The organism is Virgibacillus salexigens (genome assembly GCF_014905415.1).
In the GTDB taxonomy this organism is placed as follows: domain Bacteria; phylum Bacillota; class Bacilli; order Bacillales; family Amphibacillaceae; genus Virgibacillus; species Virgibacillus salexigens.
Window position 1 is genome coordinate 129,116 of the sequence record NZ_BNEO01000006.1, and the last position, 26,655, is coordinate 155,770.

Annotated in this window: 24 protein-coding genes; 5 read left to right on the plus strand and 19 right to left on the minus strand. The window is 36.9% G+C overall.

Annotated features, from left to right (window positions below):
- Positions 1-897: 897 nt before the first annotated feature.
- The 3 genes from JKP73_RS19260 to JKP73_RS19270 all read right to left on the minus strand — a co-directional run bounded on the left by JKP73_RS19260 (position 898) and on the right by JKP73_RS19270 (position 3,716).
- Entirely contained in the window at positions 898-1,851 is a 954-nt protein-coding gene (locus JKP73_RS19260; protein WP_200411690.1) for an SDR family NAD(P)-dependent oxidoreductase, read from the minus strand.
- 69 nt (positions 1,852-1,920) lie between these two features.
- The gene (locus JKP73_RS19265) at positions 1,921-2,442 is read right to left on the minus strand and encodes a TetR/AcrR family transcriptional regulator (RefSeq protein ID WP_021290433.1); all 522 of its coding nucleotides are present in this window, start codon (positions 2,440-2,442) and stop codon (positions 1,921-1,923) included.
- An 860-nt stretch (positions 2,443-3,302) separates the two neighbouring features.
- Positions 3,303-3,716: a MarR family winged helix-turn-helix transcriptional regulator gene (locus JKP73_RS19270; RefSeq protein WP_021290431.1), complete on the minus strand. Its 414-nt coding sequence runs from the start codon at positions 3,714-3,716 to the stop codon at positions 3,303-3,305.
- 148 nt (positions 3,717-3,864) lie between these two features.
- On the opposite strand from JKP73_RS19270, the gene JKP73_RS19275 reads away from it, so the two are divergent.
- The 5 genes from JKP73_RS19275 to JKP73_RS19295 all read left to right on the plus strand — a co-directional run bounded on the left by JKP73_RS19275 (position 3,865) and on the right by JKP73_RS19295 (position 7,452).
- Entirely contained in the window at positions 3,865-5,016 is a 1,152-nt protein-coding gene (locus JKP73_RS19275; protein WP_200411691.1) for an NADH-dependent flavin oxidoreductase, read from the plus strand.
- Positions 5,013-6,059 carry an NADH:flavin oxidoreductase/NADH oxidase gene (locus tag JKP73_RS19280; protein ID WP_021290429.1) on the plus strand — a complete coding sequence of 349 codons (1,047 nt, stop codon included), beginning with the start codon at positions 5,013-5,015 and terminating at the stop codon, positions 6,057-6,059. The genes JKP73_RS19275 and JKP73_RS19280 overlap by 4 nt, the downstream gene beginning before the upstream one ends.
- 85 nt (positions 6,060-6,144) lie before the next feature.
- Complete coding sequence (locus JKP73_RS19285; protein ID WP_031335345.1) at positions 6,145-6,459, plus strand: ArsR/SmtB family transcription factor; 315 nt, start codon at positions 6,145-6,147, stop codon at positions 6,457-6,459.
- 88 nt (positions 6,460-6,547) lie between these two features.
- The gene (locus JKP73_RS19290; protein ID WP_021290427.1) at positions 6,548-6,976 is read left to right on the plus strand and encodes a DMT family transporter; all 429 of its coding nucleotides are present in this window, start codon (positions 6,548-6,550) and stop codon (positions 6,974-6,976) included.
- 11 nt (positions 6,977-6,987) lie between these two features.
- Positions 6,988-7,452, plus strand: a complete 465-nt coding sequence (locus JKP73_RS19295; RefSeq protein ID WP_021290426.1) for a DMT family transporter — start codon at positions 6,988-6,990, stop codon at positions 7,450-7,452.
- A 767-nt stretch (positions 7,453-8,219) separates the two neighbouring features.
- Here the strand turns inward: JKP73_RS19295 and glmS are convergent.
- The 16 genes from glmS to rsiW form a co-directional block, all read right to left on the minus strand.
- Entirely contained in the window at positions 8,220-10,022 is a 1,803-nt protein-coding gene (gene glmS / locus JKP73_RS19300) for a glutamine--fructose-6-phosphate transaminase (isomerizing) (RefSeq protein ID WP_200411692.1), read from the minus strand.
- Between the two features lie 443 nt (positions 10,023-10,465).
- Positions 10,466-11,011, minus strand: a complete 546-nt coding sequence (locus JKP73_RS19305) for a DUF2812 domain-containing protein (RefSeq protein WP_200411693.1) — start codon at positions 11,009-11,011, stop codon at positions 10,466-10,468.
- A gap of 104 nt (positions 11,012-11,115) precedes the next feature.
- Positions 11,116-11,616, minus strand: coding sequence for a DinB family protein (locus JKP73_RS19310; RefSeq protein ID WP_021290423.1), 501 nt, complete (start codon positions 11,614-11,616; stop codon positions 11,116-11,118).
- Positions 11,617-11,687: 71 nt separating this feature from the next.
- Positions 11,688-13,481: a S9 family peptidase gene (locus JKP73_RS19315; RefSeq protein WP_188943975.1), complete on the minus strand. Its 1,794-nt coding sequence runs from the start codon at positions 13,479-13,481 to the stop codon at positions 11,688-11,690.
- A 160-nt stretch (positions 13,482-13,641) separates the two neighbouring features.
- Positions 13,642-14,295 carry an ABC transporter ATP-binding protein gene (locus tag JKP73_RS19320; protein WP_021290421.1) on the minus strand — a complete coding sequence of 218 codons (654 nt, stop codon included), beginning with the start codon at positions 14,293-14,295 and terminating at the stop codon, positions 13,642-13,644.
- Positions 14,292-15,335: an ABC transporter permease gene (locus JKP73_RS19325; protein ID WP_200411694.1), complete on the minus strand. Its 1,044-nt coding sequence runs from the start codon at positions 15,333-15,335 to the stop codon at positions 14,292-14,294. The genes JKP73_RS19320 and JKP73_RS19325 overlap by 4 nt, the downstream gene beginning before the upstream one ends.
- 66 nt (positions 15,336-15,401) lie before the next feature.
- The gene (locus JKP73_RS19330) at positions 15,402-16,775 is read right to left on the minus strand and encodes a HAMP domain-containing sensor histidine kinase (RefSeq protein WP_021290419.1); all 1,374 of its coding nucleotides are present in this window, start codon (positions 16,773-16,775) and stop codon (positions 15,402-15,404) included.
- A 21-nt stretch (positions 16,776-16,796) separates the two neighbouring features.
- Positions 16,797-17,471 (minus strand): response regulator transcription factor, encoded by a 675-nt coding sequence (locus tag JKP73_RS19335; RefSeq protein WP_200411695.1) that lies wholly within the window; start codon positions 17,469-17,471, stop codon positions 16,797-16,799.
- A gap of 346 nt (positions 17,472-17,817) precedes the next feature.
- Positions 17,818-18,501 (minus strand): YqeB family protein, encoded by a 684-nt coding sequence (locus JKP73_RS19340; RefSeq protein WP_200411696.1) that lies wholly within the window; start codon positions 18,499-18,501, stop codon positions 17,818-17,820.
- A gap of 14 nt (positions 18,502-18,515) precedes the next feature.
- Entirely contained in the window at positions 18,516-19,112 is a 597-nt protein-coding gene (locus JKP73_RS19345) for a TetR/AcrR family transcriptional regulator (RefSeq protein WP_200411697.1), read from the minus strand.
- 370 nt (positions 19,113-19,482) lie between these two features.
- A complete protein-coding gene (locus JKP73_RS19350; RefSeq protein WP_021290415.1) occupies positions 19,483-20,409 on the minus strand; it encodes an endonuclease I family protein in 927 nt (308 codons plus the stop codon).
- A 154-nt stretch (positions 20,410-20,563) separates the two neighbouring features.
- On the minus strand, positions 20,564-21,898 hold the full coding sequence (locus JKP73_RS19355) for a S8 family peptidase (RefSeq protein ID WP_200411698.1): 1,335 nt from the start codon (positions 21,896-21,898) through the stop codon (positions 20,564-20,566).
- A gap of 352 nt (positions 21,899-22,250) precedes the next feature.
- Positions 22,251-23,597, minus strand: a complete 1,347-nt coding sequence (gene glmM, locus JKP73_RS19360) for a phosphoglucosamine mutase (protein WP_021290413.1) — start codon at positions 23,595-23,597, stop codon at positions 22,251-22,253.
- Positions 23,598-23,649: 52 nt separating this feature from the next.
- Positions 23,650-24,891, minus strand: coding sequence for a CdaR family protein (locus JKP73_RS19365; protein WP_021290412.1), 1,242 nt, complete (start codon positions 24,889-24,891; stop codon positions 23,650-23,652).
- Positions 24,884-25,705 carry a diadenylate cyclase CdaA gene (gene cdaA, locus JKP73_RS19370; protein WP_021290411.1) on the minus strand — a complete coding sequence of 274 codons (822 nt, stop codon included), beginning with the start codon at positions 25,703-25,705 and terminating at the stop codon, positions 24,884-24,886. The genes JKP73_RS19365 and cdaA overlap by 8 nt, the downstream gene beginning before the upstream one ends.
- Before the next feature lie 303 nt (positions 25,706-26,008).
- Positions 26,009-26,650, minus strand: coding sequence for an anti-sigma-W factor RsiW (rsiW, locus tag JKP73_RS19375; RefSeq protein ID WP_308436514.1), 642 nt, complete (start codon positions 26,648-26,650; stop codon positions 26,009-26,011).
- Positions 26,651-26,655: the final 5 nt, after the last annotated feature.

Consider the following 26,655-nt stretch of genomic DNA (forward strand, 5'->3'; position numbering starts at 1 on the left):
TTTACGAAGTTTCAATAAAAGTGACAGCCTGTTACTGGTTCACTTGCTTTTGAAATGGTGGTAAATTTAAAAGAGATTATTTCTACTAAACAATATAGTTCATCGTATTTCACTGTATGTTCTACTAACTTGATATAATGCCATTTTCATTCATCTTAAAACTTCTTATAATATCCATGACCTATATTACTTTTACCATAACAAACCCCTTTAGACAAATAACATCCAAAGGGGTAAAACAGTACCATTATATTTAAAATATAGAAATGCGTTTTATGCATTCCTTAAAGGGGTAGCTGTATTAGGTTGAAGAAGATAGCGTACTTCCTGCAGTTATGGTTGCGCCAATACGGTTTAATGTTCCACTACCCGATTCCCTTCTTTAATCTACTTATCAACTTTAGATCTTCTTTTTTCGGACATAAAAACACCCCTTTGGACAATCATATCCAAAGGGGGGAAACGGATCATATGAGAATAAAGTTACTTAATTTGACACGACACCATGCATATCTTCGTCGCCTTTGCAGACTGTGAATAAATAAAGTTGTTCAATTTTAATAAAGCTATTGATTTCCAGTTCTAATATCTTCAAATAAAGTTAGTAAGAAAATCTGTTTTCCTTACGATTGGGGTCTGTGTAAGAACTTAAAGTATAGTGTAGAAACTTATAATCCTATGTATTATATTAAAATTATTTTTAACATTCCTTTTTACTTAGTAACCTTCATGCTTTTCCTTTAAGATTATTCAATGTTGCTAATGAAGAAAAACTAAATGTTTATCCAGAACAGGCATAGTTCTTGTTTGAACTACGCCGATTTCTGAATAAGGTTTAACACAAATCATTTCACCAGCTTTCATCTAAACCATTCTTCTGTTTACATCATTGAACCTCTAATTTTTTTTATGCATTAAAAGTCGTAACGTTTCTTCAAGGCCTTTTTGGAAGGGAGTTGCAGGAACGGGTCCGATACGTTTTTCGTATTTTTCCCCACTTAAAACAAACCCTTCTTTAGTGAGGTACATAATCTCAACCACTTCCCTCATAAACGGGTCAAACAATCCAATTAAACGAATAATACTTTTATTTAAAGGGATGACTATTTTTCTGTTTCCAGTTACCTTACGAGCAATCTGGATAATTTCCTTACCTGATATCAATCCTGATCCAGGTATATTCCAATTTTCTCCATAAGCATCTTCTTTTTCTGCTATATTTATAATCATCATAGCTGCATCTGGTAAATATACATATTCTCGTGGTGTTGCTAAATTCCCAATAAAAAAGGTAACTTTTTGAGCAGCCATTCCTTCCAAGGTGGGTTGTAAATAAGAATTCTGTGAAGTCACACCATAATAATCCGGTAGCCTTACAATTAATGCTTTTGCATTCTCCCATTTGTTACTAAATATTAATTTCTCAAATTTTACTCGTAATTCACCTTTTTTAGTATGTGGCTGTTGTGGATGATTCTCATCCCCCTTCGCAATTTGATGTCCATAAACATAAATCCCATCTACAATAACAATCTTTTTCCCCAGAATATCTGATGCTTTCATTACACTTTCTCCAAGCAAATGAAGCTTCCCCTCCATTTCTTGATATTTAACGTTGGCACATTGAAATATAACTTCTGCGTCTCTTGCTGCATCAACAATAGATTGGTAATCGAATATATCACCTATTTTGTATGACAACCGTTGATCAAAATCGTGCTCCTTCATTAATGATTTCAATTTATTTTCGGAACGTCCGAAAGCAATAACTTCGACTTGCCTCTCCAGCAATTCTGAAACGATAACCTGACCTGTTCCACCCGTCGCCCCTAATACAATTGCAGTTTTCATAATCTCATCCTTTTTTAATTAGTGATCAATCAATAAATAACATAGTGTGAAAAAACCGATGATAATTCGTCATCGGTCTTGTTCACCACCAATAAGCTCGGGTAACTCTATGAAAAAGGAAATATTACAGAGCATCCCCCTTGCCATAAAGGTCGTGACTTCCCTTTCCCCGTTTGGTATTCCTTTAGATCGAAACCTTTCTAGTGTATAATTTCTAATATTTGATAAGCCTTTTCTCATTGATTTTTGAATGGACTCTTCCATCACCGATAAACCTATAACCTGTAACGCAATTTCATTGGGATTTGATTCAGACAACTCCTCATACGCATCAATCATTTTGGCAACCAGATTATCTTGGTTAGCCTCAACATTTTCAAAAGTCTGAAGGATTCTTTCAAAAGCTCTATCTAACGCAGCGATAAACAACTCTTCTTTTGTTTTAAAAAATTTAAAGACATAAGGTTGAGAAATGCCCGCCTTTTCTGCAATGAGTGCAGTAGTTGTATTATAGTAACCTCTTTTTGCAAAAACTTCCAACCCTGCTTCAAGAATATCTTCCTTACGTTTTTCTTTTTTTGGTCTAGCCATACGGAAACACCTACTCATGTTTATTTATTGATTGATCAATTACATAATAACTAATATGAATACCGAATGCAACTATATGCTTCAAATCTTTAGGGAAAGAAATTTGTATAAAAAGAAGTAATTATGCTCACACTTTGTGTATTTTCTATCTAAGATCTAGCTTAATTGTGCAATATGGGATTTCTTCTTTTGTCTTATTTTCAAAAGGAAAGTTTTTGGAAAAAATAGTGAATATCCGTTTGAGCGAATTTACAAACCAATTTCCCCGGCACTTCTGCTGCTTTTTTAGTCCGAATTCGGTAATCTTAGTCGTCTGACCTCGCTTTACATTATGACATTCAATCACGACTTCTTCCATGATCTCCTTGTAGTTGACGGACATCTCTGTTTACCAGAGCAGAATAAAAACCTACGCGCGCGTTTAACAGTACGACTTTCTTATCTTTCATAAGCTGGCCACCGAACATCCTCATTATATTTAAATGTAAACTCTGCAGTAAACACGTAGTCTCTTACAGAAAAGGAGCATTCAAAAACGAGAATACTTTATTAAAAGTATTATAACGTTTGGAAAAATTTGTACTTAAGATGATGATTCTACAATGATAATGATTCAGTTCCCAATTGCGTTCACATAACCATTTCAAAGTTCACATGACTTAAAATATATAGAAAAACCATAGGCTCTTCACATATATGTATTTCAAATTAAACACTTAGCTATTATTTTAATTGATGGGTGATTTTTAAGTTTTTTTAAAGAACTTTACTTCACGTCTACAGTAACTGTAATAAGAAAATATTTACTTTTATTAAACAAAATGGAATAGCATTAGGTTATTTCAATCCGTATTGCCGACTTATTCAACAAGCCTTTTAATATTTTGTATATCCTTTTCACTCATTTGAGATCGTAAGCTATTATTAATTACCATTTGCATTTCATTAAAAAGTTCTTCTCCTTTTTTCATGAGAAAGATATCCACTGATCGTTTATCAATTGCATCCGTTTGGCGTTCAACTAACGACTCGCCTCGATGTTGTTCCAGTCTTGTAACTAAGCGTGATAGAGCACTATGACTAAGGCCCACTTTTGAAACTAAATCTGATAACCTCATCTTCTTTTGTTCTGATTGTACCAAGTAATACATAAGATAAAATTCTTTAATCCCTAATTGGAATTGATCTTGAAGTGTATAATCCATTGATTTCAGTATACGGTCGTGATATTTTGTCAGATTAATCCAAGCATTAAACAACTCATTATTATTCATGATAATAACCCTTTCCAATTCTTTTTATTGACATCATTATATCATAAGTTATATTATATGCATGTGCATACAAATGGTTTTTTAGTTTTTTCCCTGAACTAGAATATGATATTTCATGCGCAAACATATGAAAGGAGTGAGAACAAAAATGAATGTGAAATATTCAAGTCTCTTTGAACCATTTACGTTTAAATCTGGATTTCGTCTAGACAACCGCATAATTATGGCACCAATGACAACTCAATCATCATTTGAAAATGGCATGGTCACCACAGATGAATACCTTTATTACAAACGAAGAGCAACTGGCGTTGGTATGGTCATTACTTCTTGTGCTCAAGTGATGGAGAACGGAAAGTTTCCAGGTTCACTTAGTGTGTCTTCAGACAAACACATCGAAAGTCTATCTAAATTAGCTGAGTCAATAAAGAGTTGTGGAACGAAGGCTATTTTACAGATTTTTCATGTTGGGAGAATGGGAATGAGCGCAGCAATTGGTGAACAAACGGTAAGCGCCAGTGCTATACCTGCCCCCCGAAAGGATGCTGAGACACCAAGAGAATTAAGCACTGAAGAAGTTCATGAAATGGTTAAGGCATTTGGAGAAGCTACTCGAAGAGCAATTGAAGCAGGATTTGATGGTGTTGAAATTCATGGAGCTAACACTTATCTAATCCAACAATTCTTTTCTCCACATTCTAATCGCAGAAATGATGAATGGGGCGGAACATTAGAAAAAAGAATGAGATTTCCTTTGGCAGTGGTCCAATCAGCAAAAGAAATGATTGACACTTATTCCAAAAAGCCATTTTTGTTTGGATACCGTATTTCCCCAGAAGAGATTGAAGAACCGGGCATTACCTTAGATGATACCCTTGCATTAATGAGCAAACTTAAAAAAGAAGGCTTAGATTATATCCATGTATCTGTTGGAGATGCGCAGCAGTCTTCCATTCGAAATAAAGAATCTAAGGATGCCGTACTAGCCAATATTCAAGAAGAAATTGGACAAGATATACCTTTGATAGGCGTTGGTAAGATTCAAACTCCTGATGATGCTTTAAACACTCTGGAACTTGGGCTTCCATTAGTAGCCATTGGCAGAGGATTACTCGTTGAGCCAGATTGGATACGCAAAATTAAAGATGGTAATGAAACCTCCATTCGTACTGAAATCAAACCAAAAGATTATAAAGATTTATGTTTCCCTGATGCGATGTGGGAATATGTTCAAAGTCGACCTGGCTGGCTGCCTTTTTCTGAAAGCAATCCTAAAAAAAAAGGAGTTTTTCTGTTATGAGTCGTTTATTCAGCCCATATACAATTAAAAATCTAACATTGAAAAATCGTATTGTTATGTCTCCGATGTGTCAGTACTCAGTCACTAAAGAAGATGGTGCCCCAAACGATTGGCACTTTGTTCACTATGTTTCAAGAGCGATTGGAGGAACAGGTCTAATTATTATGGAGATGACTAGTGTTACCCCCGAGGGGCGTATTACAAATGGAGATCTTGGTCTTTGGTCTGATGAACAAATACCACATTACCAACGACTTGTTAATGAATTAAAAAAGTACGACACCAAGGTTGGAATTCAAATTGCTCATGCAGGCAGAAAAGCAGAAGATGCCGTTCAACCTGTAGGAGCTTCCGATATACCTGTAGAAGTATTACCAGAGGAAACCATGAATGGTGAACTTAGCCCCCCAAGGGCTTTAACAAACCAAGAAGTGAAAGAAACCGTTCAGAAATTTAAACTCGCTGCTGAAAGAGCTATAAAAGCAGGTTTTGATACAATTGAATTACACGGCGCTCATGGTTATCTCTTGCATCAGTTTATGTCACCAAGCAGCAACAATCGTACAGATGAGTATGGGGAAGACCTAGCGCTCTTTGGGGAAGAAGTTATAAAGGCGGTCAAAAGTGTAATGCCAGCAGATATGCCACTAATCATGCGAATGTCTGCTATTGAGTATATAGATGGGGGCTATGACTTACCATACTCTATTGATATGGCAAAACGTTTTAAAAAAGCTGGTGTAGATGTTTTTCACGTTTCAAGTGGTGGGGAAGGGCCCCCCGGAGAACGTAAACCACAAAATACGCCGGGTTATCAAGTGCCCTTTGCACGTGAGTTTAAAAAACAATTAGACCTTCCGGTTATCGCTGTTGGTAAATTAAGCAGCCCAGAACTGGCAGAAGCAACCATTTCAAATGGAGATGCAGAACTTGTGGCCATTGCAAGAGGCATGCTTAATGATCCTTATTGGAGTTTACATGCAGAAAAGAGATTAACTCATAAAGTAAACTCACCTTTTCAATATTCAAGAGGAATAAGATAAGAAATAAGTTTCACTTCATTTTTGGTACTATGTTCTTTCTTTATCTGCTTGACATATCGAGAAATCCAGATATACAATTATGTTTATGGAACCTATTCGTGTATTTAAAGCATTATCAAATGAAACTCGACTTAACATTTTGAAGTGGTTGAAGGAACCAGAGAAGCATTTTCCTAAACAAGGCGCTCATCTACCAAAGGGGGTAAGTATCAAAGGAGGAGTATGTGTAGGAGATATTCAGGAAAAAGCTAAGGCTTCTCAATCTACGGTTTCCCAATACCTAAATATGATGCAGAATGCAGGAATCCTGGAATCTGTTCGTTATGGTCAATGGACCTATTATCGGCGAAATGAAGAAATCTTATCTCGGTTAGCTGAATATTTTAAAACGGAAATCTAAATTGATTGTAGATTTCTGTTTTTTTTACAAATCGATATATCGGTTATTTTAGATATTTAAATATAAGGATTAAGGAGGATGTTATGTCATGCGTTACTTAGCATATATTTTAGCCGTATTAGCAGGGACAGCACTTAGCTTCGAAAGTGCAATATACGGTCAACTTGGAGAAACAATAGGAGAGCTGGAAACCAGTTTTTATAACTTCTTTATGGGTACTCTCATCATGGGATTATTATGGTTATTCTTTGGGAAGGGGAAACTTTCCTATACGATGGAAGCACCAAAATGGTCACTTCTTGGCGGAATCTTAGGAGTCGTATATTTAACAGCTATCGTTATTAGTGTGCCTTTTGTTGGTGTTGGTATAACGATGGTTACAGTAATTATCGGTCAACTGATTATGAGTATGGTTATTGAACATTTTGGTTGGCTTGGTATTCAGCAAACCAAAATTAATAAAGAAAAAGTATTTGCAGTTATTTCCATGATAATTGCCCTTATATTAATTAACTAGGAGGTCTAATAATGGATATATTAATGATTCTATTTACCTTATTAGCTGGTATCACATTAAGCGCACAATCATCCGTCCATGGAACATTCAGCCGGAAAGCCGGAACAATTGAAACGACGTTTTTAACCATGTTAACTGGGTTAGTATTTCTGACAATTATTATTATATTTTTCGGTCAAGGTAATGTGCTCCGGATACTTTCGGCACCAGTATGGCAGTTAAGCGCTGCATTTTTAGGTACGGCGTTCTTACTTCTCTCTGTCATAGCTGTTCCAAGAATTGGGGTCATAGCGACCAATGTTGCCGTTATCAGCGGACAGCTTTCAATTAGTATGATTATTGATCATTTTGGCTGGTTCGATAGTTTAGTAATACCTTTAGACTGGAAGCGGCTTGTTGCACTACTATTTATGATTATTGCTATTTATTTCATTTACAGAGGAAATAAACGCTCTAACATGGAAACCAATTCTTGAATTTTAGACGTTTATTCAATTAAACTGGACCGGTTTGAATTATAAATGGTCAGCCAGAAATTTCTGTTTGCTCCTCTGTCCATTTATTTGAGCATTTCGACATGTTATTCCTCCAAATAAAAATATAAGAAAAGCTGTTACTATGATTAACTCATAGTAACAGCTAAAGTAAACAACTTTATTTCCAGTCTATAGCAACTATCTCACTGTTACTTTCTTGGTATCCGCCCCCCTCAATCCCTTGTCCCCCAAGGATTCCACCTTCTTTTCTCGACTTCTTCTTCCCTCCATTATGTTATTAAGTTCTTCCCTAAAACCTCCATTTTCGCCTCCTTTTCTCCGCTCTGGCCTGTATCGAATATTCGGACAATGTTAAAGAGTTCGTACCGAACAGAGAGAAGAATCAAGATAAAAGAAAGGAAATATAGCAATTGTAGGATGGTGTTACATTTAGGAAACAAACTGAATAGAGATTGGAAATCCTACGGATTTAGAAATTGAAAAGGCTATTGAAACCCTTATTGGACAAAGGATTGGTGGGTTATTGGAAACGTAGAAAAAGACTGGACCACTATTGGATCCAGCCTGAAATATAATTAATTTTACGATTGAAAAATGATTGAGTACATATTCGCCTGCTCTTTTTTCCTCCACACTCTTCCCTCTAATATACCAACTATTTAACAGTGGATACCGACTTTTTAGCAGAGGGAAATGGAAAGTAACAGGGCGATAGCAACTTTTTTATAAACAGTTAACCTTACTCATTACTCCACTGTCACACTCTTTGCTAAGTTACGTGGTTTATCTACGTCACAGTCACGGTGAAGTGCAGCGTAATATGCTAACAACTGCATTGGCACAACACTGACGAGTGGTGTCAATAATTCATGCACCTGTGGAATGACAAACGCATCTGTATCTTGCTCTAATCCTTTCATGCTGATAACCATATCATTGGCTCCACGGGCAACTACTTCTTGCACATTACCACGAATGGAATAATTTACGTTCTCTTGTGTTGAAATGGCAATCACAGGTGTACCTTCTTCAATTAGAGCAATTGTTCCATGCTTCAATTCTCCTCCAGCAAAACCTTCTGCTTGAATATAGGAGATTTCTTTTAATTTTAGAGCTGCTTCCATACATACATAGTAGTCTGTACTACGACCAATGAAGAAGGCATTACGGGTCTTGCTTAAATAATCACGAGCCAATTCTTCAATTGTTTCTTTTTGATCGGTTAGTACTTCCATTGCATTTGCAACGATGGCTAGCTCCTGCATTGGATCGAAATCTAATTCTTGGCATTTTGCTTTTGCAGTATCTACTGCTAAAATAGCTAGCACTGCAATTTGTGCTGTATAGGCTTTTGTTGATGCTACAGCAATCTCTGGTCCTGCATATAAATTCAACGTGTAATCTGCTTCACGAGAAAGGGTTGATCCTGGTACATTTGTAATCGTTAATGCTGGATGTCCCATTTCTTTAATACGTACTAATACTGCACGACTATCTGCTGTTTCTCCACTTTGTGAAATAAAGATAAATAGTGGTTTCACTGATAGTAATGGCATATTATAGGAAAATTCACTAGCGATGTGAACTTCAACTGGAATATTGGCTAATTTCTCAATGAACGCTTTTCCAACTAAACCAGCATGGTAGCTGGTACCTGCTGCAATAATATAAATACGATCGCAGTCTTTCATTGCCTGTCGTACGTTTTTATCAAGCTTTAATTCATTATCTTCCGTTTGGTATTCATTAATAATTTTACGCATAACAAATGGTTGCTCATCGATTTCTTTTAACATGAAATGAGGATACGTTCCTTTTTCAATGTCACTAGCATCAATTTGCGCTGTATAAGGTTCACGTTCTAATACCGTACCATTTAAATCTTGGATTTCAACTTGATCACGATGCACAAGAACTATTTCTTGATCATGAATTTCCAAGTATTGATCAGTAACTTTCAATGTTGCCATCGCATCACTTGCAACTACGTTAAATCCATCACCTAAACCTACTAATAATGGACTCTTGTTTTTTGCAACATAGAAGGTTTCTTTATCTTTATTATCAATCATACCAATAGCATACGATCCTTTCAATAAGCCCATTGCTTTGCGGAAAGCCGCTGGTGTGTCACCTAATTCAGCAAATAATTTTTCAATTAGTTGAACAACAATTTCCGTATCGGTTTCACTTGCAAAGTCAACATCACTTAAATAAGCATCTTTAATTGCTTGATAATTTTCAATTACTCCATTATGAACAAGTGTGAATCTTCCAGACGCGCTTTGGTGCGGGTGTGCATTTTCTTCACTTGGCACACCATGTGTCGCCCAACGGGTATGGCCGATTCCCATTGTTGCATGAATTGAATGATCTACGCGCTCTCTAAGTGTTGCAATACGTCCTTTTACTTTAAAAAGGTTGACACCATTTTCATTAAGCATTGCAATACCTGCTGAGTCGTAGCCACGATATTCTAGTTTTTGTAAACCGTCTAATAAAATTTCCTTTGTATCATTTTGTCCGATATATCCTACTATTCCACACATGTTTGTGGCCTCCTTATTCAAGGGGCAGACAAACGATCCAATAAATTTGGTTATAGGGGCGCTGTTCTGCCCCTTTCTCGTGATTGTTGTATAATCATCTTGCTCATTTCCTTTGGCCAACAAGTTGCCTTGTTGTTTTAAGAAACAGCATAACAATTGAGATGTACAATCGGGAGGCACCCGCCGAATACTCGATAACCTCCAACCTCGTCAACTATTTTCCCACCGTTCGGCAAAATAGTCCTGGCGCTTTATGAACCGAATAAAACTTCGCTAAAGCTCCTTTCTATTTTTAAATCATCCTTAATAGGATACACCACATTTTAACCCTAATTCCCAAATTCAGTCAATCCTTTTTTGTGGTGTTTCATTTTAATATATGTTTACAAACATGTAATGTTCATGAAATAGACACAAGTAAAAGCACCTCGATAGAAGTGCTTTTACCAAAACTGTTTATTTGCTTTATATAGCCGTACAGTTAGAAAAGGAGCAACGATCAAGAGAATACTGCCTATTATGAGGATCGTTATCCAAAGCGAAAATGGATTAAAACTTAAAGCACCTCCATAAAAGAGCACCGTCGTTGCGCCTAGAATAAGGAATAATAAAGCCGTTAGAATAATGTACACAGAGAGCATGCCATGAACATATAGCAAATTACGGTTACGCTTAATAATACCTTCACGGATTGGATAACACTTCAACTGAACCGCCGGTTTTTCATTGGAAAGAATGAACCAATTCCCTTGGCAACACACTTCTTTCCAACCATCATGAGATATGCTGGCAGGTAAAGAATGCACTTCTGATTTGGCATATCCAATATGATAATGAATGGATTGGGGATCGTTTCCAGCTTCAAATAAAAATAAGCCTTTACTCGGATGAATCTCTGTTAATTGATACCCTGATAAGGCCTTGTTATTTAGCCAGCTTTCTGTTCTCTTTACATCATAACTCCAAAATGGCCTGAAGATTCGTTTCATCTAAACTTAACCTCCTTCCTTTGCCAAACTGTTGAAGTTACTTCCCCCTTTATTCATTTATATGGCATGGTTTGCCGAAAAATTACATTTTTTGAAAGGGTAAATTAATTATTGTATTGATTTATTTCTACGGGATCGATTAAATCCGTATCGGTAGGTACATATCCCAATTTTCTGCCCATCGAAACAATTTGCCCTTTATGATGAAATTCATGCGTCATTATATGCGTAACTAACCAGAGATTAGTAAATTCCACTTCCTCTTCATGCCATGGTACCGTTCCTGCTATTTTGGTATTCCATCTTCCCTTACTCGACTTGATAAATTCATAAACAAGTTGATCCACTTCTGTAAAGACTGTTTTCATATCCGCTGGTTTTGTTATTTGTTCCGGTGAAACATGTTTCACCTCCCGCTTCCATGCAAATCCCTCTAGCCAAGCATGGTAACACATAGCAGCATGTAAATGTGCATGCTTCATAGAGCCCCACCCAAAATCCTCTAACTCCGTTTGAAAGTCCTTAACAGATATATTCTCAAGAAAATCAAATAATTTTTCCCTTGTCATTCGTACCCAATCATATTGTTCTTTAATCAAATCCATTGTTTATATCTCCTTATCTAACATATTTGCTAAAAAACACAGGAACCGTATCCCTGTGTTTTTTGGCACAACTACCCTTGATGTTTTTGTAGAAAATCAAGCATGCGTTGATAAACCTTAATTTCATTTTCCTTTTTAGAAAAGCCATGCCCTTCATCCTCTAAGACAAGGTATTCGACGTCACGGCCTTCCTTTTCTAATTTGGCTACAATTTGATCAGACTCTTCTTTTACTACACGGGGGTCTTTAGCCCCTTGTATAACAAGCATCGGCTTTTTCATTCCATCCAAATAGGTTACCGGTGAGTCTTTAATAAACCGCTCTTTATCACGTTCCGGATCCCCTAACCAACGATCCATAATCGGTTTCCAATGAGGAGGAACCGATGTAACAAATGTAAATAAATCAGACGGGCCAAAGATATCCACTACTGCCTTAAAGTATTCTGGATGGCGCCCATGTAATAATAACGCCATATATCCACCGTAGCTGCCGCCTACCAAAAATAGTTTGTCCTGGGAACTAATATTATTTTCAAATAGCCATTCAATTCCAGCGATACAGTCTAAACGAGGACCTTCTCCCCAGTCTTGTTCAACCATTTTCACAAATGAGGAGCCGTATCCTGAACTCCCGCGGAAATTAGGTGCGAATATAGAATATCCACGATTTAAAAAGCATTGAAACATCGATCGAAACATTTTTCGTTCAGAAGCTTGTGGTCCACCATGCGGCCAGAATATGGTATGGCCGTTATCATATTCCGGATGTGCTTTAAAGAGGAGTGCTTCGATCTTCATTCCATCAAATGACGCATACGAAACAACTTCCGGATCGACCATAGCATCATTACTTACTCCTAGCACAGGATTATTTGTTAACCGTTTCCACGTTTCTCCATCGATAGATTGATAGATATTGTGCGGAACAGTAGCACTTCTTCCTAAAACATAAAGGGAACCCGATTTCGTTACTTGCAATTGGTCAATCACATCTACTGGCGCATCCAATGCTTGCAACTGCTTTGTCTGTAGATTATAACGATATAATTGATCAACTACACCTTTCTCTGTTATAAAATAGAGGGTTTCTTTGTCTTTATTCCATTTCAATGTTTGGATGCTTTCTTGATCAACCGATATGATTTGTTCAAAGTCCTCAGTCTCCAAGTCAAATTTCGCCACATAACTATATTCGCTTTCATAATCTGTTATAAAATAAATGGTGGAATTATCGACAAAGATAGGATCAAATACGACATGTACCTTATTTGGATCAGGTGTTAAATGTAATGTCTTATTCCCCACCTTTACAACCCCTGTTATATAAGTATTGGCAAAAACCCGCGTATAAACAAAGCTATTCTCATCATCAGAAACTGCCGCTAATTCAGTTGGAGAAAGATCTCCCTTATTAATTAACTCATCCTTCCCATCTTGCAGATGCCGAATATGTGTATTCAAAAATGAAGGATTGTCAACGGAAGTTACATAATAAAGTCGTTCCCCATCCCCACTTAGGTGGGCAAAGAAATATTTTTCATTTGGATCACCGGTGACTAATGGCTGAGGTAGCCCTCCTTCCATAGGTAATGCATAGATTTGATGATTTTCATCGCCAGCTTTATCAAATCCAGCTAATACAAATCGATTCTCGGAATCAAACTTAATAAAGCTGCATGATTCATCGTGATGGGCAAATAAATACGGGAATTCATCAGGCAAATCCATTGCCCATAAGTTCATCTTTCCATTTAAATTCGTACTAAACACAAGGCGTTTTTCATCATTACTAACTGAAAAATTAGTAATGACATAAGTTCTGAAAAACTGCTCTACGGTCGGCTTTGGAAATTTGATCCTCATCACTCTCCCTTCGGTTATTAGCAAATTCGAATTAGTCTTACTATTTACAGTCCAATTATACCTTATGACCTAGGCTAATACTATAGAATATAATTAATTAGATGTAATCTGCCTATAAACAAAGAAAGCTGTAGAAAATAAATTTCTACAGCTCTATACCTTATTCAATTTTCCCATCTCTTATTGTTACGATGTGGTCTGCAAACGACAACACGCGTTCATCGTGAGTCACCATAATTCCTGCTTTATTTCGGTTTTTAATTTCATCTGCAAGTAGTTTGACAACCTCCTGTCCCCGCTTTGAATCAAGACTTGCTGTCGGTTCATCAGCAAGAATTAACTGCGGATCATTCATGAGTGCACGGGCAATTGCTACACGCTGGCGTTCTCCCCCAGATAGTTCATTTGGAAAATTGTTCATCCGATGCTTTAAACCAAAGTGTGCAAGTAAATCATTTCCGTGCTTCTTCCCTTTTTTTGCAAGTACTTGAATAATGTTTAATTGATCTTTGACTTTCAAATAAGGTACTAGATGAGCAGCTTGAAAAACAAATCCGATTTTATCAAGACGTCGTTTGGTTACTTCCTTGGAAGAAAGACCAGCAATATTTTCTCCATCTAACAGCACCTTCCCGCTTGTTGGTGATAATAGTGCACCGGCAATAGATAGCATGGTACTTTTACCTGAACCTGAGGGGCCAACAATTGCTATAAATTCACCAGCTTTCACTTCTAATGATGCATTATCTAATGCTTTAAATTCATTCGGTCCGTCTGTATATGCTTTGGTAATATGATCTAAAATAAGTGTCAATATGCTGCCCCCTCAATAGCTTCTATTGGGTCAATTTGAATTACCTGATAAAGAGATACAATGGCTCCAATCGTGGAAACAACTATGATAATGATTGCAGGCTGAAGCATTGTCTCTAATTCTAATGTAAATGGCATATCGGCTGGAAACAGGGCACCAATACCAAAGGTAACGACTACTGCGATACTAATGCTAATAAGTGACAATAGAATGACCTGACCAATTAACCCACGAATTAAGTACATGCTTTTCGCACCTAAAGCTTTTAAGACACCAAATTGTTCCCGCTTCTGTAAGGTCATCACATAGAAAAACACTGCTAGAACAAAAGCAGCAATAACATACAAGAAAATAATCATCATATTTAAGGATGCTTGTTCTTGGGAATAACTAGGAATCCCGTTTAATGCTGTCTCTTTCGTAATGACTTCATAGGATCCATCCGTATTAGCTTCACCTTGGACAGCAACAGCATTGAACTGTTCTAATTCATCATTGCTAATAAAGACAACAGGTGTATGGCTATAGCGTTGATCTGCCGTAAATCCTGTAACCGTATAAGATGTATTCTCTTCAACTTGTAATTGATCTCCTAATCGAACACCTTCTTGCTTCAAGGTAGCATCAGCTAATACTTCATCCGCCTTTTGAGGAAACATTCCCTCAGCAACATCCGGCATTAAAATTCCATTACGCTCGGTTGCAAATAGAGCAATATCAATTTGCTGATCAGCGTCATTTATGGTTGTATTCATCATGCGAATTGCAAGTGTACTGGCATTATTGTTTCCTCCTTGAGCTTCTATCATTTTTTCTCTTTCATCAGCAGGAATAAATGAATTACCAATCTCCCCTTCAGCTTCTTCTTCTATAATCAGAGCATCTGCTTGAAGGTCTTGAATTGCTGAGGCATTATCCGAAGATAGCCCTTGTGCCAATCCAGAAATAATAAAGATAAGGCTTGCAGTTAACACCATAATTAGCCCAATTAAAATATATTTTGTCTTTGCAAATAGTAATTCCCGAATTGCAAGAAACATTTGATTCCCTCCTCTACTGTCCCTACTATAACTCCTTTATATGAACAGAAGATGAACGAATCATTACTATTGCGGGAGTGTTATCGTAACTGTTGTCCCTGAAGCAAGTTTACTATCCACTATAATCGTTCCTTGATGTATTTCTACTATTTTCTTTGTAATGGATAAACCTAGCCCCGTTCCACTTTCTTTTCTTGTTCTTGCCTTATCCACCTTATAGAAACGATCAAATATTTGAGAAAGGTCCTCTGCAGCAATGCCGATACCTGTATCCGTCACAGTAACCTCTACTTCAGACTTTGTCTTTTCTACAGCTATGGTTATCGCTCCTTCTTCTGGTGTATAGCGAATTGCATTTGTCATCACGTTCATCCAAACTTGATGCAATAGTCTTGGATCACCATTTATAATTGTTTTCTGCACCTTCCATTCTACCGTTAACTCCTTCTGACGCCACTGCCATTCCAACGTAGACAAAACATCCCTCAGCTGTTCTTCTAACTCAAAAGGAGTCCGTTCTATTTTCTCATCTTCTCGATCAAGTTGAGATAGTGTAAGTAATTGTCTACTAAGGATGGACAATCGCTTGCTTTCCTTTTCGATAATAGCTAAATAGTGGTCCCTTTCATCCTTCGTTAGATTTGCTTCCTGAAGCGCTTGCGAAAAACCTTGAATTGAGGTTAATGGTGATTGAATTTCATGTGAAACATTTGATACAAACGCTTGCCTTCGTTGCTCCGTTTGTTGTAAACTTTTACTCATTGTTGCAAAGTCTTTTGCCAATTGTCCAAATTCATCTTTACGCGTAACTGGGAGTTGTAAATGGTAATTACCAGCAGCTACCTTATTCGTAGCTTCTTTCAATATTTGAATTGGCTTTACAATCCAACGTGTACTAATAAGAACAAACAAAAAGCTAAGAATAAGGATTAAGCCAATAATTATAGCAAAGAAAACACGCATTTCACCAAATTGTTGGGATGCGTACGGGCGTACAAACAACGCGTAATTTTGCTGGTTTTCATTAATAGGAACACCTATTGTATTGGAAAGTGTATGATCAAAAAAGCCAGTTATAAATAGACGCCAGGGGTAGTTAGCGATACCATGATATACCTCACCTGCAAGTACATCCTTAATAACATTCGAAGGTAAATCCTTCGATTCGAAGGATTTACCAAACGCCTGCGTATCACCATTATTATGCACTAAATAAAAAGAATAACCTAAATCCGTAACCTCCGTTAAATAGTCGTCAATCGACTGCTCACTGCTGTTGTATAAGTCCACAATATTCTTAGCAATATGCGTAACTTTCTCATCATTTTGCGGTTTTAAAACATATTGATAGTAACCATTACTTACAACAAATGCTATGACTGCACTTGCTATCATAATAAGTATGGTGGTTACAATTATTCGAACGTATAGGGTTCGCATTCATATACTCCCTCCATACCTCTATTCCACGATATCTAACTTATAACCACGTCCACGTATTGTCTGAATCATAAAATTAGGATGGAGATCTAAAAATCGCTTTCGTAGTCGCTTAATGTGTACATCCACCGTACGATCATTTCCTTCATAATCAGATCCCCAAACCAACTCAATCAGTTTTTCCCTAGAAAAAATTTGATTAGGGTAACTTGCAAGCTGTGCTAATAATTCAAATTCTTTTAAAGGAAGAATGATGACTCCCCCGTTAATATAGACTTCATAACTTTTTCGATCAATTATCGTATCCCCAACTTGAATTTTTTCATCATGTACCATACGAAAACGCCTGAGCAATGCCCGAATACGAAATAACACCTCTTTCGGTTCAAAGGGTTTTACAATATAGTCATCTGTTCCTGCTATGTATGCTTTTTCTTTATCTGCTATTTCACCTTTAGCGGTAAGCATTATAACTGGAATATCATAACTACTTCTAATTTCCTCACACAACTGATAGCCATCTACTTTTGGCATCATAATATCCACAATAGCTATGCTACATGTAGTTTGTTCTAGCTTGTCCAAAGCTTCTTCTCCATCAATTGCTTCTACTGTTTGATACCCTTCCTTTTGCAGATAGAATCGTAATAGTTCTCTAATATGAGCATCATCATCGACAAGTAATATTGTAACCATTTCCGCGTTTCCTCCTGACATTACTTAGTCTATCCTATCCTAGTTAAATTCATAGATTTTGATAATAAAGTGACTTTTATAAACCAATAGTTCAAATTTTTTCTGTTCGATTTGTTAAATTATAGTTATAGTTACTACTAAAAGGAATAGGATAACCTGATATTGTCTGTAGATTATAGCAACTGAAAAAGGCCTGTCTTATGCAGGTACAGCACAGGTACAGAAATTCAATCGGTTAGCGTTTTTGATATATACGAGTTAGCAATACTCACCCACGTTAAACATGCCTAGTTGAGAATGTGGTTTTAATGAACAAGCCGATAGTTTCTTAGCCCCATCTTTATAATCATTTATTCTGTACCATTCGTATAAATTGACTGTTTTGCTCATCTCTTATTACTACCCCTAGCTGTGCTAAGTCCTCACGTAATCGTTTCGCTTCTTTTTTTTGATCTTCCCGTAATGCTCTAGATCTTGCATACAAAATTGAATTAACATCCGAAGGCAGATCTCCATTACCTAATTCCCATCGTTGGTAGTAGTTTATATATGGATCTTCGTTTCTAAATGGATATCCATAAGCAAGAAAAACTTCCTTTACATAATCAAATTTTGATTCGACTACTTCTCTAAATTTTTCTTCACTTGATAACCCTAAAATTACAAGCTGCTTTCCCTCCACATATATAGCTGATATCTCTTGTTTTTCAAATTTGTCTTGCTTTTCACCGATAATTAGTTCTACCATTCTATCTGACACTTCTACCTTTAAGGTTTCATTAAATACAATAATAATAAATACAATGGCAGCAATAATCCCAAGGATTAACGAAACAATAGATACCCAAAATTTATTTAACGAGGCGATCAATGAAATGAAATCTTCCAGTGGTACAATCGGCAATGTTAGCACCCAATCTGCTAGCACAGGTATATACCAGCCTAAAATCGCACCGCTTAGAATAGGAAGAATGATAACAATTGCTTTCTCCATACGTTTTAGACCAATAATCGTTTTATCATGGTTCACCGTTTTTCTCTCCTTTACGTAATCATCTTATGCACCAAATATTTCAATTCGCTAGCATAACGATCTGCATCGAGTTTTGTTTCCGTAGAAAACATATACTCCGAGATAGCGCCTTGAATAATTGTTGTAACAGCATCAATATGAAAAGAAGCAAACACTTTTGATTCCTGCCCCTGTAATAAAATAGCTTTTAATAATTGTCGTAATAAATCATCTTCTTCATTGCCTTCAATAAGATAATATGGAATATGATCTTCGGAACGTGCATGAAAAATAATCTCAATTAAAGCAATCTGATTAGCCCGATGTGTCTTTTGATATAGCAAACTTGCTTCAATAAACATATACAAACGGTCTAAGGGTGCTTTTTTCTCCTGTACTTTCTCATTTATAAATTGCCATTCCTTTTGAATTAAATAATACAATGTTTGATTCATAACATCCTCTTTACCTGAGAAATGATAGGAAATAAGTCCTGTACTTATCTTTGCTTTCTTGGCAATCTTAGCTAAACTTATATGAATATAACCAATTTCTTCGAGCACTTCGATAGCTGCTGTAATAATTTGTTCTCTCCTTGTCTTGCCAATAAAAGATGGTATATCACTCAATGAAAACACCTCTTGTTTATCTATTCATTAGTTGTTTGACTGATCAATCAAATTATAAATTGATATCGTAAACCTGTCAATTCTATCGGTAATAAGAAAGAGGATGATAAACAACTAAAAGAGGTAACCAAAAAGCAAACGATAAAATCGGAATGAAATAAACGCTGATAAACGTGCAGTCAACGTACGTAAGATCCTGTGGGGACAGCACGAACTGAAGATCCCGCAGGAAAGTGTTCTAATGAGGGGCAAGGAAACTGAAAACGTGCCCGTGGAAAGCGAAGTATGTTGACGGTTTTATGTAAGCAAATAATCCGAACGAAATTATCGTTCGGATTAGAATAAGATACCTTTGTCTTCGTCTCTTTCTTTAAATTGATATGGTAAACGGTTGAGTGAGTATTTCTGGGAAATCGATGAATGGATTACGATTCCCTTGAATTTCATATATGGCTCGATTACGGTGTTTCTCATATAAATCAGGGGGGAATTGTTGGTGCCATTCTATTAATAAGTCTATATCAATGCTTTCTCTATGAGATGACTCTATTTCATTAGGGTATCTCATCATAAAATAGAGCATCGCTCTAGCTACTGTCCCCTTCCCATACTCAGGTTCAAATCGTTCTTCCTCTGATTTTCCACAAGCTTCCTCAATTCGCTGACCATCTATTGCATTTGGATTATAATCTAAAAAATCATGGTATGGGTAGTTACTGCGAATAGAGTTACATACTGGATCACACGTAAATAGATGATGGATATCACCACGCATCGGTTCTCGTTCGTTAAACCAAGATTGGGGTACGGAATGCTCGCAATTAAATTTAAGATCCTTACTAATTTGTTGGAGTGTAGATAGGAGGTGTTTCTGATTATGATCGCTAACTAATTTTAACGCTTCCTCACGCTTTATAGAAGTCAAATGATCCTCTAGAATCGTTTCTTCTGGATCCCTTGTTTGCCCAGAATAAATACTTATAAGATTTCCATCGGGTCGCAAATCGACCCAAGGATAAACATATTCACTTGGATCATAACGAACTTGATTATTGTGGGTTTCTTTAATCAGCTGGGTTAATGATTGGATGATCGCATTATAATCGGAAGAATCAAAGTCAATCGTTTTGTAGTACTGATCCATCGTTTGTTGATCCTCTTCTTCATTGTAGTATTCTTTTTCATCTTGCTGGATTAATGCCTTTGCGCTTCTAAGTTGGGAGATAATCTCGTTAATCCGTTGCCTGTCAGTGGTTACAGGTGAGACCTTTTCGCGAGCTTGAGGCGATAAATTCAAATTAATTCCTCCTTAAATTTAATCAGAGCATAGTGGAATAAATTTACTTTTAACTCTATACCACGAAATCACATCTATCAAACAACCTTATCCATAAAAAACTTCCATCGATGAGAAATGGGGATACACAATTATCATGCGTATCCCCATTTGATTACTTCCCTGAAGGATTCGTTATTATTGCTTTATTTGCATCTAAATACCCAGCTCCTTGAGCGTACTCCGGTAAACCGATATCAACAGAGGCTTGAAGCAATTGCTGTTTCATTTCATCTGGAGACAATTCTGGTTGCGCTTGTAATACAAGGGCAGCTACTCCGGCACATATTGGAGTTGCCATGGAAGTACCAGATAAAGAAAAATAATCATTCTCTACTCGACTAGTTTTATTTGTCTTATCAAGAAAAGATCCTGATGCTCGTAAGGAGATTATATCTACCCCGGGCGCTAATAGATCCGGTTTAGATGTTTCTCCACATGTTGGTCCACGGCTTGAGAAAGAGGCGATTTCATCATCACCGCGTTCAACAGTATTTTGGTCACCGATAGCTCCAACAGTTATAACCTTCGAACTAATGGCCGGTGTACCAATGGTTCTTTGATCTGGACCAGAATTCCCAGCGGCTACACAGACAACTATATTGTTTTCCCACGCAGCGTCTACAATTTGCACAAGGGGATCATTACAATCGGACTCATCCGCTTCTGCACCTAAGGATAAGGAAATAATGTCAATTTGGTATTCATCTTTATGGTCAATACACCATTGAATACCGGCAATAATAGTAGAAAGCGAACCTGAGCCCATTTTGTTAAGAACCTTTACACCAATAACTCCAGCTTCTGGAGCGGATCCCTGATACTTACCATCTGATAAAAACCCATTACCAGCAGCATCCCCGGCACAGTGCGTCCCATGACCATTATCATCATAAGGTTCTGTTTTATCTTTAACAAAATCTTTAAAGGCAATGATACGATTCGTTGGCTCTGTTAAATCCTTGTGAGGCTGCACACCTGTATCTACCACTGCAATATTAACATTCTTACCAGTTAATCCCTGTTCATTTAATTCCCGAGCATGAATAGAAGGAGAAGCAACATCCATTAAAGCTTTGACTTCACGGTCGTAATAAATCTTCTTAATATTACAATCGCTATCCATCAGCTTTTCAATGGCAGAGGCGGTTAAGTTTGCTGAACAACTACATACATTGGGAAATTGGTGTTTCACTTTTGATCGAAGTTGCGGTTTAACAAGTTGATGCACTTTATCTATTTCTGATTTTTGTGAGATTGTATTCTCTTGGTCAAATTCAATAATAACAGGGAACTTCTTTGTTTTTTTCAATATGCCTTCAAGCGGTCGATGCAAGAAACAAGGAGTACGACGCATAGGTTTATATAAATGAAGTAGACTTTGGCGTATTCCTTTGTCGAATTTTGCACTATATTTCCTAGTTAATTGAACCATAGAGAACCCTAACATTCTCTCACCTCCTTTTACTTGATGATTCATTTTATGAACCAACAGCATGGAAGTGGCGGTATTTGTTTAGAAAGTTACTAAATGAGGCGCTTATCTAATAGACTCGTTCATGTGATAATACGACATATTCTTTATAACCAAGGAATGAGCGAGCATTGTTTAATTGATCGTTTATAGAATTAACCATGAACAAGCGAAAAAGAAAAAAGGCTGTTGTTTAATCAACTTGAACGTCCATTTACCGAAACCGAGCGAGCGGATACTATAAACAACAAAAAAAGCTTGTAGAAAACCGCAGGGCTCTCTACAAGCTAAGCACCGCTCTGTTAATAAGAGCAGATCCTTTATTTCCTTATTCCGTTGCTCCAAGTAGCTTTTCAATAACATTAACGATACGAGTTACATATTTGTCGCAATCTTCTTTTGTAGGTGACTCAACCATGACACGGACTAATGGCTCTGTACCTGAAGGGCGCACTAATACACGTCCTTGATCACCAAGTTCTTTTTCAACATCTTCTATTTCTTTAGTAATGTCTGGGTGATTTAATGCTTTTTCTTTATCAGTAACTCTTACATTTTTAAGTATTTGCGGATAAATAGTCATCTCGTCAGCAAGTTCTGATAATGGCTTTCCTGTTTCCTTCATTACATTAACAAGCTGTAATGCGGATAACATTCCATCTCCAGTTGTATTATAATCCAAAAAGATAATGTGACCAGATTGTTCTCCACCCAGGTTATAACCGCCTTGACGCATTTCTTCCATCACATACCGATCACCTACAGCCGTCTTATCACTGCGCATACCATTTTTTTCTAATGCTTTATAAAAACCAATATTACTCATTACTGTAGAAACTACTGTGTTATGGCGTAAAGCACCTTTTTCATTCATATACTTCGCACAAATGAACATGATTTGATCACCATCAACAAGGTTTCCTCGTTCATCTATAGCAATTAACCGATCTCCATCTCCATCAAAAGCCAATCCGACATCTGCATTCTTATCTGATACAAATTCTTGTAGTTTCTCAGGGTGGGTTGAGCCCACACCATCATTGATATTTAACCCGTCCGGGGATGAGCCAATTGAATAAATATCTGCTTCTAAGTCCGCAAATAGATGGGTAGCCAAACTTGAGGTTGAACCATGCGCACAATCAAAAGCAATTTTTAAGCCATCGAAATCATTATCTACTGTGTCTTTTAGGAAGGAAAGGTATTTCTGCCCGCCTTCAAAATAGTCATTGATGCTGCCAATATCAGCACCAGTTGGACGAGGTAATTCATCTTCTCCATCCATTAATGCTTCTATTTCATGTTCCTCTGCATCTGTTAATTTAAAGCCATCTGGACCAAAGAATTTAATTCCGTTATCCTCCACAGGATTATGGGACGCTGAAATCATTACTCCTGCTTGCGAGCTTGTTGCTTTTGTTAGATACGCAACGCCTGGTGTAGAAATAATCCCAACTCGCATCACTTCTGCTCCGATGGAAAGTAAACCAGCTACTAGTGCTCCTTCAAGCATATGTCCAGAAATTCGTGTATCGCGTCCAATAATAATTTTTGGACGTTGCGTTTCTTTTGTTAGTACATATCCTCCAACACGACCTAGTTTAAAGGCTAATTCTGGAGTAAGGTCTTTATTAGCTACTCCTCGCACACCATCTGTTCCAAAATATTTTCCCATGTAGTTTCTCTCCTTTATATCCATTTCCACCGTTTATCAAGCGAAGTAACCCCTATTCGGGTTCACTAATTTCAATCGTAGCTTGTTCGAATTCAGCTTCTACGGATACCTCTTCAGGTCCTTCAACTGAGATAGGAACATCATGTTCCCCTACTTCTAATTCTTCTACATTTATATATGCACGAAAATCTTCATCAGTGAGTTCTTTAATATCTGATGGATTACCCGTTACAGTAATATCCATTTCGGAGTTTGCTGGATCAGCAAATGTTATTTCCTGTCCCTCTGCCAGGGACTCTACATTAATTGGTAAAGCATTAATGGTTTTTGTCTGTTTTAACTCTACCGTTACCTCAACATTTTCGATATCTTTAGCACTTGTTCCATCAGGTAAAGCAAGATCTGCTTCAATGGTACCTGAGTCGGTAATTTCAGATAGATCTATTTTTTCGGTCGAAATTCCTTCAATATTTTCCAGTACATGATTTGTACCGAATAACTCCACTTCTTCTACATTAGCAGAAATTGAAGTTAATTCATAGCCCTTCGGTAGTTCACCGCTTGTCTCCACACTAATTGGTACTTTTTTACTTGGATTATTAATATCGGCAGAGACGACTACATTTTCCGGCTGTACATTTACATTCAATTCATTACCTTGGCTATCATACACATTGACAGGAACTTCTCGATTATTAATTGATTTATCCAAGCCATTTAAATCCACATACGCCTTCACAATACCTATTTTATCAATTACGCTTTGCGCACTTGTAATGGTTACTTTTTGTGGACTTACTTCATAATCACCTAACTCAAATCCTTCAGCAAGCTGATTTTCATGTAAGAAGTCGATATTAACATCAAATTCTTGTGTTGCTTTTTCCTCAATGGTGACTTCAATTCGCTTTGGTTCAATAAATACATCCAATTTTTCAGGTATATCATGCTGCAATTCAACTGTATGATTTCCAGCCTCTAATCCTTGAAGATCCACAAATACATTGAAGTTTCTATTTTTAATTGTTGGAGTTAGTATGGACAAAGATCCCTCCATCGACACAGATACATGCTCAGGTACGCCACTAACGACATATTTATCATTATTGATACGTATATCGACTGGTACCTCATCAATTGTTTCTAAATTCTGTGAATCCCCCCCAGATGGGAAAGTTGAATCTGCATTATTTGGTGCATTATTGACTTCTACGGATACGAAAACATAAAATAAAACGGCAAAGGCTAAGGAAACGACACGGACAAACCACTTACTTCTAAACCAATTATCCATTTTTGTTTCCCCTCCATTTTTTTGACTTTTTATCAGGGGCTTTCATACTTAATGATAAATTCTCCCGTAATAGTTCTCGGAGACTTTCCTGATTAAGCTCTCTATGTAGCTCACCATTTTTTGTACAAGATATATTTCCTGTTTCCTCGGATACAACAATCGTTAATGCATCTGTAACTTCACTAATTCCCATAGCAGCACGGTGCCTTGTCCCTAACTCCTTAGAAATAAAGGGACTTTCTGATAACGGAAGATAACAAGCTGCAGCTAAGATATTATCTCCTTTTAAAATGACCGCACCATCATGTAATGGGGTATTTGGAGTGAATATATTTGTTAGAAGCTGATGTGTCAGTTTACCGTTTATCGGGATTCCTGTTTCAGCATAATCACCAATTCCTGTCTCCCGTTCAATGGAGATGAGGGCACCGATACGACGCTTCGCCATGTAATTACAAGACTGAATAATCGATTCTATATTTTGTTCAATAATCTCTTCTTCAGATCTGGAACTCCTTCCAAATATATTCCCTCTACCTAATTGCTCCAATGCACGTCTTAGTTCTGGTTGGAATAAAATAATAATTACGATAAGACCCCAGTCAATTGCTTGACTTGTAATCCATTGGACAGTTTGTAAATTTAGCACAATACTTAAAAGCCATACAGCTAATACGACTGCAATTCCCTTTAAAAGCTGAATTGCTTTTGTACCTCTAATCAGCATGATTAATTTATATAGAACATACCAGACGAGAGCAATATCTACGCCTATCCTTAGAAGCTGTATCAGGTCGAATCCCCCATCAAGCATGATTACACATCCTTCTTCAACAAAATTTCAGTAATACCCAAATTTATCGCATTATAACATTATTATTATAACATAATTTTACCAACAACATGTATGATAACACTCACGAATAATAAAAGTTCACAAAGGATGTAACGCACAAGCTGTGTTTATCGCCAAACTCTGAGCACAGCGGAAAGCTTGTTCCTATAAAAATACGATAAAAAGCTCCACATCTATAGCAAGAGATCTAAAGCATGTAACTATTTTTTTGACAACAAAAAACCTGAATACAAAATACGATTCAGGTTAATCCATTTGAAATTATAATGCAAAAATACGTTGAAACAATTGTTTTAGATTATACCATATCCATTCAAACACCTGATCCACTTGTTTTAATTCTCCATTTACTTCTCCAACAGAAGCCATTAAACCTTCACCTTCTAGAGGCTTTTCAATAAATTTCCCATTTACTAAGGTTACATCTCCATCAATCGTTCCATTAACAATTAAGTTGCCATTTTTAACAAGTAAGTCTCCTTCTACTGTAACGTCCGCTGGAACAATTACAGTATCCCCTTTTATAATAAGGTCTTCTTGTTTTGAGACAACCAGTTGATTATCTTGATTCCACACAGAAAAAATACCACTAAACATAAACAGGAAGAAGATGGCGGCCGCTGTAATCATTGGATGCGCCTTTAACCATCTTGTATATTTTAATCTTTTTCTTTCTGTAGGAAGTTTTCCCATAACGTTCGCTGTAAAATTGGCAGGGGCTTTCACCTGTTCTGCACTTTGAATAAAAGTTATCGTCCTTTTTAATTCATGAAAATGCTCCTGACAGGCTTCACAAACTTCTAAGTGCTTGCTTAGAGCTTGTTCCTGCTCTTTGGTAATATCCCCATCTAAATAATGATGCATTAGTTCTACAGCTTCTTTATTACATTTCAAGTGAGTCACACTCC